Below are 11529 nucleotides of genomic sequence, written 5' to 3'. Positions count from 1 at the left end.
AGCTACGCCCCGCGTCCCGCTTCGTTTTTAAGGCCTCTTGCATGTCCGATCCTCGTTATCAGGTCGACGTCAGCGTCGTCACCCGCTATCTGGCAGAACAATCGCAACCTGAACAAGACCGCTTTGCCTTCGCGTACACCATCACCGTGCAAAACAATGGCCTGATACCGGCCAAACTGTTGTCACGGCATTGGGTGATCACCGATGGCGACGGGCATGTCGAAGAGGTGCGAGGTGCGGGCGTGGTTGGCCAGCAACCGTTGATCGAGCCGGGCGAAAGCCACACCTACAGCAGCGGCACTGTCATGACGTCCAAGGTCGGCACGATGCAAGGCACTTACGAGATGCGCGCCGATGACGGCAAACACTTCGACGCCATCATCGCCCCGTTTCGTCTGGCGGTGCCCGGAGCCTTGCACTGATGGCAACCTATGCCGTCGGCGACCTGCAAGGCTGCCTTGACGCATTGCACTGCCTGCTCAAGAAGGTCTCCTTCGACCCGGCAAAAGATCGTCTGTGGCTGGTCGGTGATCTGGTCAACCGCGGCCCGCAGTCGCTGGAAACCTTGCGCTTCCTCTATAGCATCCGCGAATCGCTGGTCTGCGTACTTGGCAACCACGACCTGCACTTGCTGGCCGCCGGCGAGAACATCGAACGCCTGAAGAAAGCCGATACCCTGCGTGAGATCATCGAAGCGCCGGATTGCGCCGATCTGCTGCACTGGCTGCGTCAGCAAAAACTCCTGCACTACGACGAGCAGCGCAACGTCGCGCTGGTACATGCCGGCATTCCGCCGCAATGGTCGCTGCGTAAAGCCCTGAAGTGCGCCGCCGAAGTCGAGGCCGCCCTGCGCGACGACAACCTGCTCCCGCCCTTCCTCGACGGTATGTACGGCAACGACCCGGCGAAATGGGACAGCGACCTCAAAGGCGTGACGCGCCTGCGGGTGATCACCAACTACTTCACCCGCATGCGCTTCTGTACCGCCGAAGGCAAGCTTGACCTCAAGAGCAAGGAAGGCCTCGACTCTGCACCCCCAGGCTACAAGCCCTGGTTCCAGCACAAGGACCGCAAGACCAAGGATCTGAAAATCATCTTCGGTCACTGGGCCGCGCTGGAAGGCAAGGTGCAGGAACCGGGCATCTCGGCTCTCGACACCGGTTGCGTCTGGGGCGGAGCCCTGACCTTGATGAATGTCGATACTGGCGAGCGCCTGTCCTGCAAATGCGACGAACATGGCCACGCCGCCGTGCCGCCAGTCGCCCCACAAACTTCCGAACCATCGTCAGCCAGCGCCCCGCGCTAGACTGCGCTTTCAGCCGAGCCACAGGAGCCCGCCATGAGCGAATTCAAACGTATTCCCCCGGAACAGGCCCAGGCCCTGCGCGAACAAGGCGCAGTGGTGGTCGATGTCCGTGATCCTGCGACTTTTGCCGCGCTGCACATCAGCGGCTCGAAGCATCTGGACAACCACTCCCTGCATGCCTTCATCCAGGGTGCCGACCTTGATGCGCCGACCGTGGTGGTCTGCTACCACGGCAACTCCAGCCAGGGTGCTGCCGCCTACCTGATCAGCCAGGGCTTCTCCGACGTCTACAGCATGGATGGTGGTTTCGAGCTGTGGCGTACGACTTATCCTTCGGAAACGGCGCAAGGCACCTCCGAATAATTTTTTTGTCATGCGCAAGGCCCCGGCTCCCGCGGGCTTGCGCGGTGGCAGACGAACGGTCTGCCACAACTAATTACGTATCTCGCCTTTACCTCCCGAATTCCCAACTATCCTTAAGCGCAGGCCATCCAAAACAGGGGAGAGCCGGTACACCGGCGCGCGGGTCATCGGGAGTAGCTTTCGGAGTCGTCAGCTTCGAAAGGTTTCTGGGGGGTAAACAGCAACTGCCTGTTCGGTTGCTGCCAGCATCGACTGAGTGATCCGGCGTCGGCTCCACGTATCGAGCGAGGTGACGTCATGAGTATCTTTAGCCACTTCCAACAACGCTTCGAGTCCACACGCCAGGAAGAACTCTCGCTGCAAGAGTATCTTGAGCTGTGCAAAAAGGACCGCAGCGCCTACGTTTCCGCCGCCGAGCGTCTGCTCCTTGCCATCGGTGAGCCGGAGCTGCTCGACACCTCGACCAACTCGAGGCTGTCGCGAATCTTTTCCAACAAGGTGATCCGTCGCTATCCGGCCTTTGAAGACTTCCATGGGATGGAAGAATGCATCGACCAGATCGTGTCGTATTTCCGCCATGCCGCTCAGGGCCTGGAAGAGAAGAAACAAATCCTCTATCTGCTCGGCCCCGTCGGTGGCGGTAAATCGTCCCTGGCCGAGAAGCTGAAACAACTGATCGAAAAGGTGCCCTTCTACGCGATCAAGGGCTCGCCGGTATTCGAATCGCCTCTGGGATTGTTCAACGCCACCGAAGATGGCGCGATTCTCGAGGAGGACTTCGGCATTCCGCGACGCTACCTCAACACCATCATGTCGCCATGGGCTACCAAACGCCTGGCCGAGTTCGGTGGCGATATCAGCCAGTTCCGCGTGGTGAAACTGTACCCGTCGATCCTCAACCAGATCGCCGTGGCCAAAACCGAACCGGGAGATGAAAACAACCAGGACATCTCGGCGCTGGTGGGCAAGGTCGATATCCGCAAACTGGAGGAATACCCACAGAACGACGCCGATGCCTACAGCTACTCTGGCGCACTGTGCCGGGCCAACCAGGGCCTGATGGAATTCGTCGAAATGTTCAAGGCACCGATCAAGGTGCTGCACCCATTGCTGACCGCCACCCAGGAAGGCAACTACAACAGTACCGAAGGTCTTGGCGCGATTCCGTTTACCGGGATCCTGCTGGCCCACTCCAACGAATCGGAATGGCATACCTTCCGCAACAACAAAAACAACGAAGCGTTCATCGACCGGATCTACATCGTCAAAGTGCCTTATTGCCTGCGGGTCAGCGACGAAGTGAAGATCTACGACAAGCTTCTGTTCAACAGCTCTCTGGCCAAGGCTCATTGCGCGCCCGACACCTTGAAGATGCTGGCCCAGTTCACCGTGCTCTCGCGCCTCAAAGAGCCGGAAAACTCCAACATCTATTCCAAGATGCGCGTGTACGACGGCGAAAACCTCAAGGACACCGATCCAAAGGCCAAGTCGATTCAGGAATACCGCGACAACGCCGGTGTCGATGAAGGCATGAACGGCTTGTCGACCCGTTTCGCGTTCAAGATCCTGTCCAAGGTCTTCAACTTCGACCCGCACGAAATCGCCGCCAACCCGGTGCACCTGCTCTACGTACTGGAACAACAGATCGAACAGGAACAGTTCCAGGCCGAAACCCGCGAGCGCTATCTGCGCTTCCTCAAGGAATACCTGGCACCGCGTTATATCGAATTCATCGGCAAGGAAATCCAGACCGCCTACCTCGAGTCTTACAGCGAATACGGCCAGAACATTTTTGATCGCTACGTGCTTTACGCCGACTTCTGGATCCAGGACCAGGAGTACCGCGATCCGGAAACCGGCGAAATCCTCAATCGCGTGGCATTGAACGAGGAACTGGAGAAAATCGAAAAACCGGCCGGCATCAGCAATCCGAAGGATTTCCGCAACGAAATCGTCAACTTCGTACTGCGCGCCCGCGCCAACAACAATGGCAAGAACCCAACCTGGCTCAGCTACGAAAAACTGCGGGTGGTCATCGAGAAGAAAATGTTCTCCAACACCGAAGACCTGCTGCCGGTCATCAGCTTCAATGCCAAGGCCAGCAAAGAGGATCAGCAGAAGCACAACGACTTCGTTACACGAATGGTCGAACGCGGTTATACCGACAAACAGGTACGGCTACTGTCCGAGTGGTACTTGAGGGTCAGAAAGTCCCAGTAAGGGAGCTGCAAGCGGCTTGCGACACGACACCTGCGAAAACGCGTTGTTTGCGTAATTGTGGCCATATGTCGCGCGCCGCTTGTTTCTGAAGCTTCTGTCTTGCAGCTTGAAGCTTATGACTCGAAGCTCCCCGGAGGGCCTATGAGCTATGTGATCGACCGACGTCTCAATGGCAAGAACAAGAGCACGGTGAACCGTCAACGGTTTCTGCGGCGCTACCGTGATCACATCAAAAAGGCCGTCGAAGAGGCGGTCAGCCGCCGCTCCATTACCGATATGGAACACGGCGAGCAGATCAGCATCCCCGGTCGCGACATCGACGAGCCGGTGCTTCACCACGGGCGCGGTGGCAAACAGACCGTGGTGCATCCGGGCAACAAGGAATTCACCAGCGGCGAGCACATTGCCCGTCCGCCGGGAGGTGGCGGCGGCCGAGGGCCTGGAAAGGCCGGCAACTCGGGCGAAGGGATGGACGAATTCGTCTTTCAGATCACCCAGGAGGAATTCCTCGAGTTCATGTTCGAGGACCTGGAGCTGCCGAACCTGGTCAAGCGCAACCTGACCGGCACCGATACCTTCAAGACCGTTCGCGCCGGGATCAGCAACGAGGGCAACCCGTCGCGGATCAACATTATCCGCACGCTGCGGTCGGCACACGCACGGCGCATCGCCCTGTCCGGCAGCAGCCGGGCAAAACTTCGCGAAGCCAAGGAAGAACTCCTGCGATTGAAGCAGGAAGAGCCGGACAACTTCGGCGATATTCAGGATCTCGAAGCAGAAATCGAAAAACTCAGCGCGCGGATTCATCGCGTACCGTTTCTGGACACATTCGATCTCAAGTACAACCTGCTGATCAAGCAACCCAACCCTAGCTCGAAAGCCGTCATGTTTTGCCTGATGGACGTTTCCGGCTCCATGACCCAGGCGACCAAGGACATCGCCAAGCGCTTCTTTATCCTGCTGTACCTGTTCCTCAAGCGTAACTACGACAAAATTGACGTCGTGTTCATTCGCCACCACACCAGTGCCCGCGAAGTGGATGAGGAAGAGTTTTTCTATTCCCGCGAAACCGGCGGGACCATCGTCTCCAGCGCCTTGAAACTGATGCAGGAGATCATGGCCGAGCGCTATCCGAGCAACGAGTGGAACATCTACGCCGCCCAGGCTTCCGACGGCGACAACTGGAACGACGACTCGCCGATCTGCCGCGACATTCTGATCAACCAGATCATGCCGTTCGTGCAGTATTACACTTACGTTGAGATTACCCCGCGCGAACATCAGGCCCTGTGGTTCGAGTACGAGCGCATCGCCGAAGCCTTCTCTGACACTTTTGCCCAGCAACAACTGGTCTCGGCCGGGGATATCTATCCGGTCTTCCGTGAACTCTTCCAGCGCAGGTTAGTGACATGACCGCCAAAGAGCAGAAGCGCCAACCCATTTCCACCGGCTCCGAATGGACGTTCGAGCTGATCCAGGCGTATGACAAGGAAATCAGTCGCCTGGCGGCCCGTTACGCACTCGACACGTACCCTAACCAGATCGAGGTGATCACCGCCGAGCAGATGATGGACGCCTACGCGTCTGTCGGCATGCCGCTGGGCTACCACCATTGGTCCTATGGCAAACACTTCCTCAGCACCGAGAAATCCTACAGCCGCGGGCAGATGGGCCTTGCCTACGAGATTGTGATCAACTCGGACCCGTGCATCGCCTATTTGATGGAAGAGAACACCATCTGCATGCAAGCGCTGGTCGTGGCGCATGCCTGCTACGGGCATAACAGCTTTTTCAAAGGCAATTACCTGTTCCGTACCTGGACTGACGCCAGCTCGATCATTGATTACCTGGTGTTTGCCAAGCAGTACATCATGCAGTGCGAAGAGCGCCACGGCATCGATGCGGTGGAGGACCTGCTCGATTCCTGCCATGCCCTGATGAACTACGGCGTCGACCGTTACAAACGCCCTTATCCGATTTCCGCCGAAGAAGAACGTCGTCGGCAAAAGGATCGGGAAGAGCATTTGCAGAAACAGATCAATGATCTTTGGCGCACCATTCCAAAGGGCGCGGACAAATACAGCGATAAGGACACCGCACGTTTCCCCGCCGAGCCACAGGAAAACATCCTCTATTTCATCGAAAAACACGCGCCGCTACTGGAGCCATGGCAACGGGAAATCGTGCGGATCGTGCGCAAGATTGCCCAATATTTTTACCCACAGCGCCAGACGCAGGTCATGAACGAGGGCTGGGCGACTTTCTGGCACTACACCCTGATGAACGACCTGTACGACGAAGGCCTGGTCACCGACGGTTTCATGATGGAGTTCCTGACCTCTCACACCAGCGTGGTATTCCAGCCGGGCTTTGATAGCCCTTACTACAGTGGCATCAACCCCTATACGTTGGGCTTTGCCATGTACCGCGATATTCGGCGCATGTGCGAAGAACCTACCGATGAAGATCGTCGCTGGTTCCCGGAACTGGCGGGCAGCGACTGGTTGTCGAGTATCAAGTTCGCCATGAGCAGCTTCAAGGATGAGAGTTTCATCCTGCAGTACCTGTCACCCAAGGTGATTCGCGACCTGAAGTTGTTCAGCATCCTCGATGACGATCAGAAAGACGATTTGCTCGTACCGGCGATCCACGACGAAGAAGGTTATCGCACCATTCGTGAAACCCTGGCCGCCCAATACAACTTGGGCAATCGCGAACCCAACATACAGATCTACAGCATCGACCGGCGCGGTGACCGCTCCCTGACCCTGCGCCACCAGCAACACGACCGCAAACCGCTGGGTGAATCCACCGAGGAAGTGCTCAAGCATTTGCACCGACTCTGGGGCTTCGACATTCATCTGGAGACTCTGCAAGGGGACCAGGTAATGAAAACCCACCATGTGCCGCCCAGAAGCGAGCACAGCGAAGGTGATTACGGCCGGCTGGACCTGGCCGTCATTCATCTTTGATCCTGTTTGTGCCTCCGAAAGCTCGACGCAAAGGTTATCCTGTCGAGCTAACGGAGGTTTTTTATGCGGATCTATAAAGTCGGCGGTGCAGTACGCGATCGCCTGCTGGGCATTCCTGTCACCGACATCGACCGCGTCGTGGTCGGCGCCACGACCGAGGAAATGCTTGCCAAGGGTTTTCGCCCGGTCGGCGCGGATTTCCCGGTTTTTCTACATCCCAAAACGGGCGAGGAATACGCCCTCGCCCGCACCGAACGCAAAAGCGGGCGCGGCTACGGCGGTTTCACCTTCCACGCCAGCCCCGAAGTTACCCTCGAAGAAGACCTGATCCGCCGCGACCTGACGATCAATGCCATGGCTGAGGATGATCAGCAGATCCTGACGGACCCTTACCACGGCCAGCGCGACCTGGAAGCACGGATACTTCGACACGTATCCCCCGCGTTCGCCGAAGATCCTCTCAGAGTTCTGCGTGTTGCGAGATTTGCAGCGCGTTATGCCGAGCTAGGTTTCACCATCGCTCCGGAGACTCAGGAGTTGATGCGCCAACTCAGTGAATCCGGCGAACTTGAAGCCCTGACGGCAGAACGCAGCTGGAAAGAAATTTCCCGCGCACTGATGGAAGATCAACCACAGGTGTTCATTGAAGTGCTGCGCGCGTGCGGGGCTCTTAAGGTGTTGATGCCTGAAGTCAATGCACTTTTCGGTGTTCCACAACCTGAAGCTCATCACCCTGAAATCGATACCGGAGCGCATACCCTGAGCGTGCTGGAGCAAGCCGCTCGACACAAACAACCGCTGACCGTGCGCTGGGCCTGCCTGCTGCATGACTTGGGTAAAGGACTGACACCTGAGGAAGATTGGCCTCGGCATATTGCTCATGAGTTCAAGGGACTGAAGCTGATCAAAGCGGTGAACGAACGCTTCAAGGCACCGAGGGACTGCCAGGAACTGGCGCTGCTGGTGGGCGAATATCACACCCACGGCCATCGCGCCCTGGAGCTGAAGCCGTCGACCTTGCTGGAGTTGTTGCAGAGCTTCGATATTTACCGTCGACCGCAACGGTTCGAGGAATTTATTTCGGCGTGCGAGATGGACGCGCGTGGTCGCAAAGGGCTGGAGCAGAGAAGTTATCCACAGGCGGACTATCTGCGTGGGGCGGCGACCGCCGCTCGCAGTGTTGCGGTTCAACCATTACTGGAGAAGGGATTCAAGGGACCGGAGTTGGGTGAGGCGATCAAGCGTGAGCGCCTCAAGGCGCTGAAGGCTTACAAGGAAAGCGTGTAAGCAAGATCAAAAGATCGCAGCTTGCGGCAGCTCCTACACAGGAATACGCGTTTCTCTGTAGGAGCTGCCGCAGGCTGCGATCTTTTGCTTTTAAAGGAAGCCGGACGGGGTCAGTTGCTCGCCGCGCCACTCGAACGCCACAGGCGCCAATACCTGATCAATCTGCGCCTCACGCCACAACGTGGCAAAGCTCTTTCCTACGCCCGGATGCACCCGATCCGGTGCAATCAGCGACAACGGCCACAACACAAAGGCATTTTTCAGAATTTCTGCGCGCGGCAGAATCAAGCCATCGAAGTTGCCCACCAGATCACCGAACAACAGCACGTCGATGTCCAGCGGCAGTCCTTTGCGGTCCGGCGCGTAACGACCGTTGTCCGCTTCGATGAACTTCAGTCGGCGATCGAGTTCCATCAGCGGCAGGTCGGTATAGGCCGACACCACGAAATTGAAGAACGGCCCGCTCTTGATTCCCACCGGCTGGCTTTCAAAAACCGCCGAGCAACGGATATCCACCAGGAAATCCGCCAAGGCATCAAGGCCAGCGCGCAAATGGGCTTCGCGCTCGATATTGCTACCGAGCCCGAGATACACCTGAGTCAGCGACATCCGCGCTCAATCTCCACACCCACACCACCGGTAGCGGCAGGCACTGCACCTGGCTTGGTCAGCTTGAGGCGCATCCAAGTGATCTTGAACTCGCTCATCAGCACTTCGACCAGACGCTCGGCAAAAGTCTCGACCAGTTGGAATTGCGCTTGCTCGGCAAAGGCCTGGATGCGCGACGAAACGCTCGCGTAGTCGAGCGCCAGGGCCAGGTCGTCACCGGCGGCCGCGGGGCGATTGTCCCAGGCGAAACTCAGATCAAGACGCAAGCACTGTCGGATGCCTCGTTCCCAGTCGTAGGCACCAATCACGGTGTCGACTTCCAGGCCCTCGATAAACACTCTGTCCAAGCACTTTTCTCCGCTACACGACAAGGGCGCAATGCGCCGTTAGAATCAGGGCGTCCTCGCCCGGAATAGTTAGCATGTTTTGGTTACTGGCGATCCTCGCCTACCTGCTCGGCTCTCTGTCCTTCGCCATTATGCTCAGCCGCCTGACCGGTAACCCCGATCCGCGAATGAGTGGCTCGGGCAATGCCGGTGCCACCAATATGTTTCGTCTGGCTGGCAAAAAACTCGCCATCCTGACCTTGCTCGGCGACCTCTGCAAAGGCCTGCTGCCGGTACTGATCGCCGGAATTGCCGGACTTTCGCTGCAGAATCAGGCCTGGATTGGCGTTTGCGCCGTCATCGGTCACCTGTTTCCCTTGTACTTCCGCTTTCGCGGGGGCAAGGGCGTCGCCACCTCTGCCGGAATGTTACTGGGCCTCTACCCGCCCGCCGCGTTGCTGGCGGTCTGCGCCTGGGTGTTGACGTTCTACCTGACCCGCACAAGCTCCCTGGCCGCACTGATCGCCACTCCCCTCACCCTGCCATTGCTGGCTTGGCAAGAACCAGCAGCGCTACTGCCCATGAGCGCACTCACCGGCATGATCGTCTGGCGTCATCGCGGCAATCTACGCGACCTGTTTGCCGGGCGCGAACGGCATTTTTAGAGGCCGGACATGAGTGCCACTCATCACAGTGCCGACAACTGCTCCATCGGCCAACGCGCCTGAACGCTGATCGCCAGACTTTCGTGCTGACCCGCCTGCAAGCGCTGGCATCCGGCAAAGGCAATCATTGCGCCGTTATCGGTGCAGAATTGCGGACGGGCATAAAACACATCGCCCTTCATGTCGCCGAGCATTTTTTCCAGAGATGTGCGCAGGGCCTTGTTCGCACTGACGCCCCCAGCGATCACCAGACGCTTCATGCCAGCCGCTTTCAGGGCACGCTTGCACTTGATGGTCAAAGTCTCCACCACGGCCTGCTGGAACGCCAGCGAGATGTCGCAACGGGCTTGCTCGCTGTCGTCCCCGGCGCTCACGCACTGCTGCCAGGTGTTCAAGGCGAAGGTTTTCAGGCCACTGAAGCTGAAATCCAGCCCCGGACGGTCGCACATCGGACGCGGGAAGACGAAACGTCCTGCAACGCCTTGCTCCGCCAGACGTGCGATTTCCGGCCCACCGGGATAATTGAGGCCCATCATCTTCGCGGTCTTGTCGAACGCTTCGCCCGCGGCGTCATCCAGCGTCTCGCCCAATAGTGTGTATTGACCGATTCCGTCGACCTGAACCAGCTGCGTATGGCCGCCCGATACCAACAAAGCGACGAACGGGAATTCGGGTGGTTGCGCCTCCAGCATCGGCGCCAGTAAGTGACCTTCCATGTGGTGTACGCCCAGCGCCGGAATGCCCCAGGCAAAAGCCAGTGCCTGAGCGCAGGAAGCACCCACCAACAGAGCGCCAACGAGGCCGGGACCCGCGGTGTAAGCGATGGCGTCGATCTCGGTCGGCACGCAGTCGGCTTCGGCCAACACCTGACGAATCAAGGGCAGCATGCGTTTGACGTGGTCACGGGAGGCCAGCTCCGGCACTACGCCGCCGTAGGCGCGATGCAGGTCGATCTGGCTGAACAGCGCGTCGGCCAGCAGGCCGCGCTCACTGTCATATAATGCGACACCGGTTTCGTCGCAAGAGGTTTCTAATCCCAGTACTAGCATGGGTTTGCGCCTTGTTTAGGCTGAATTCGAAGGCGCGCATAATAGTCGCCGCGTGATGCCCCGACCAGCGGTTTTCGATCAGAGGCTTTGCATTCCGAGCGATGAGGGGTTAACATCCGCAACCCTTAAAAACCGACGTCTTCAAGTGCTCTTTTGCCGCGAGGATGTTGACCCCGGTAATGAATGAAGGTAGCTCTGGATGCCAGCCGTCAAAGTAAAAGAGAACGAACCCTTCGACGTAGCTCTGCGTCGTTTCAAGCGCTCCTGCGAAAAAGCCGGTGTACTGGCTGAAGTTCGTAGCCGCGAATTTTACGAGAAGCCAACTTCTGAGCGTAAGCGCAAAGCAGCAGCCGCTGTTAAGCGTCACGCCAAGAAAGTTCAGCGCGAACAGCGCCGCGCCGTTCGTCTGTACTAATACACAGACGATCGTAGCAAGCTTCTGCCAAGCCCGGCCCTCAGCCGGGCTAATGGCATTTGCGTAAAACGCTTGATGCTTCACCGTCGAAGCCGCAGATGCGACCGAGACAAATCTGCTTCACTACGTCAGACCTGGCTTTTTTGCCAGCGGTGCACGTCTTTTCTGACGAGCCTTTCAAGGCTACTGACGAGCACACCCACTGATTCCTCTCACGACGATCAGCCCAAGGCACCGCTTGCGTGCCAGATTGTGAGCTATCCGAGACCACTTGCCTGGTCGCAGCCGGATTCAGCGCAACACTTTCAAATAGTCGA

General features: G+C 58.0%; 12 protein-coding genes. 9 read left to right on the top strand and 3 right to left on the bottom strand.

Annotated features, from left to right (window positions below):
• The first annotated feature begins 41 nt into the window (after nucleotides 1-41).
• The 7 genes from apaG to ABVN21_RS25800 all read left to right on the top strand — a co-directional run bounded on the left by apaG (nucleotide 42) and on the right by ABVN21_RS25800 (nucleotide 8148).
• Nucleotides 42-422, top strand: a complete 381-nt coding sequence (apaG, locus tag ABVN21_RS25830) for a Co2+/Mg2+ efflux protein ApaG (RefSeq protein WP_339554819.1) — start codon at nucleotides 42-44, stop codon at nucleotides 420-422.
• Nucleotides 422-1306 carry a symmetrical bis(5'-nucleosyl)-tetraphosphatase gene (locus ABVN21_RS25825; RefSeq protein ID WP_339554820.1) on the top strand — a complete coding sequence of 295 codons (885 nt, stop codon included), beginning with the start codon at nucleotides 422-424 and terminating at the stop codon, nucleotides 1304-1306. The genes apaG and ABVN21_RS25825 overlap by 1 nt, the downstream gene beginning before the upstream one ends.
• Nucleotides 1307-1339: 33 nt before the next feature.
• Complete coding sequence (gene glpE / locus ABVN21_RS25820) at nucleotides 1340-1669, top strand: thiosulfate sulfurtransferase GlpE (RefSeq protein ID WP_008027054.1); 330 nt, start codon at nucleotides 1340-1342, stop codon at nucleotides 1667-1669.
• Between the two features lie 297 nt (nucleotides 1670-1966).
• The gene (locus ABVN21_RS25815; RefSeq protein ID WP_046029985.1) at nucleotides 1967-3889 is read left to right on the top strand and encodes a PrkA family serine protein kinase; all 1923 of its coding nucleotides are present in this window, start codon (nucleotides 1967-1969) and stop codon (nucleotides 3887-3889) included.
• Between the two features lie 141 nt (nucleotides 3890-4030).
• On the top strand, nucleotides 4031-5302 hold the full coding sequence (locus ABVN21_RS25810; RefSeq protein WP_034147378.1) for a YeaH/YhbH family protein: 1272 nt from the start codon (nucleotides 4031-4033) through the stop codon (nucleotides 5300-5302).
• Nucleotides 5299-6861, top strand: a complete 1563-nt coding sequence (locus tag ABVN21_RS25805) for a SpoVR family protein (RefSeq protein ID WP_339554821.1) — start codon at nucleotides 5299-5301, stop codon at nucleotides 6859-6861. The genes ABVN21_RS25810 and ABVN21_RS25805 overlap by 4 nt, the downstream gene beginning before the upstream one ends.
• Before the next feature lie 63 nt (nucleotides 6862-6924).
• Entirely contained in the window at nucleotides 6925-8148 is a 1224-nt protein-coding gene (locus ABVN21_RS25800) for a multifunctional CCA addition/repair protein (RefSeq protein WP_339554822.1), read from the top strand.
• 90 nt (nucleotides 8149-8238) lie between these two features.
• Here ABVN21_RS25800 and folK read toward each other — a convergent pair whose 3' ends face one another.
• Together folK and folB are read right to left on the bottom strand one after the other, a co-directional pair.
• A complete protein-coding gene (folK, locus tag ABVN21_RS25795) occupies nucleotides 8239-8757 on the bottom strand; it encodes a 2-amino-4-hydroxy-6-hydroxymethyldihydropteridine diphosphokinase (RefSeq protein WP_339554823.1) in 519 nt (172 codons plus the stop codon).
• Entirely contained in the window at nucleotides 8748-9104 is a 357-nt protein-coding gene (gene folB / locus ABVN21_RS25790; RefSeq protein WP_339554824.1) for a dihydroneopterin aldolase, read from the bottom strand. Before folB ends, folK begins: the two co-directional genes overlap by 10 nt.
• A gap of 74 nt (nucleotides 9105-9178) precedes the next feature.
• On the opposite strand from folB, the gene plsY reads away from it, so the two are divergent.
• Nucleotides 9179-9748 carry a glycerol-3-phosphate 1-O-acyltransferase PlsY gene (gene plsY, locus ABVN21_RS25785; protein WP_339554825.1) on the top strand — a complete coding sequence of 190 codons (570 nt, stop codon included), beginning with the start codon at nucleotides 9179-9181 and terminating at the stop codon, nucleotides 9746-9748.
• Between the two features lie 23 nt (nucleotides 9749-9771).
• Here the strand turns inward: plsY and tsaD are convergent, their stop codons facing one another.
• Complete coding sequence (gene tsaD / locus ABVN21_RS25780; RefSeq protein WP_339554826.1) at nucleotides 9772-10797, bottom strand: tRNA (adenosine(37)-N6)-threonylcarbamoyltransferase complex transferase subunit TsaD; 1026 nt, start codon at nucleotides 10795-10797, stop codon at nucleotides 9772-9774.
• Between the two features lie 199 nt (nucleotides 10798-10996).
• Here tsaD and rpsU point away from each other — a divergent pair, with 199 nt between their 5' ends.
• Entirely contained in the window at nucleotides 10997-11212 is a 216-nt protein-coding gene (gene rpsU, locus ABVN21_RS25775) for a 30S ribosomal protein S21 (protein ID WP_002551877.1), read from the top strand.
• Nucleotides 11213-11529 lie beyond the last annotated feature (317 nt).

The sequence above is a fragment of the Pseudomonas sp. MYb327 genome (assembly GCF_040438925.1).
In the GTDB taxonomy this organism is placed as follows: Bacteria; Pseudomonadota; Gammaproteobacteria; order Pseudomonadales; family Pseudomonadaceae; genus Aquipseudomonas.
The sequence above is the reverse complement of the archived record's forward strand: the minus strand, read 5'-3'. Positions and strand labels throughout refer to the sequence as shown.

Bases quoted from the DNA above. Each gene is read 5' to 3' on its own strand.
- apaG (WP_339554819.1), top strand. From the start codon at position 42: ATGTCCGATCCTCGTTATCAGGTCGACGTCAGCGTCGTCACCCGCTAT.
- ABVN21_RS25825 (WP_339554820.1), top strand. From the start codon at position 422: ATGGCAACCTATGCCGTCGGCGACCTGCAAGGCTGCCTTGACGCATTG.
- glpE (WP_008027054.1), top strand. From the start codon at position 1,340: ATGAGCGAATTCAAACGTATTCCCCCGGAACAGGCCCAGGCCCTGCGC.
- ABVN21_RS25815 (WP_046029985.1), top strand. From the start codon at position 1,967: ATGAGTATCTTTAGCCACTTCCAACAACGCTTCGAGTCCACACGCCAG.
- ABVN21_RS25810 (WP_034147378.1), top strand. From the start codon at position 4,031: ATGAGCTATGTGATCGACCGACGTCTCAATGGCAAGAACAAGAGCACG.
- ABVN21_RS25805 (WP_339554821.1), top strand. From the start codon at position 5,299: ATGACCGCCAAAGAGCAGAAGCGCCAACCCATTTCCACCGGCTCCGAA.
- ABVN21_RS25800 (WP_339554822.1), top strand. From the start codon at position 6,925: ATGCGGATCTATAAAGTCGGCGGTGCAGTACGCGATCGCCTGCTGGGC.
- folK (WP_339554823.1), bottom strand. From the start codon at position 8,757: ATGTCGCTGACTCAGGTGTATCTCGGGCTCGGTAGCAATATCGAGCGC.
- plsY (WP_339554825.1), top strand. From the start codon at position 9,179: ATGTTTTGGTTACTGGCGATCCTCGCCTACCTGCTCGGCTCTCTGTCC.
- tsaD (WP_339554826.1), bottom strand. From the start codon at position 10,797: ATGCTAGTACTGGGATTAGAAACCTCTTGCGACGAAACCGGTGTCGCA.
- rpsU (WP_002551877.1), top strand. From the start codon at position 10,997: ATGCCAGCCGTCAAAGTAAAAGAGAACGAACCCTTCGACGTAGCTCTG.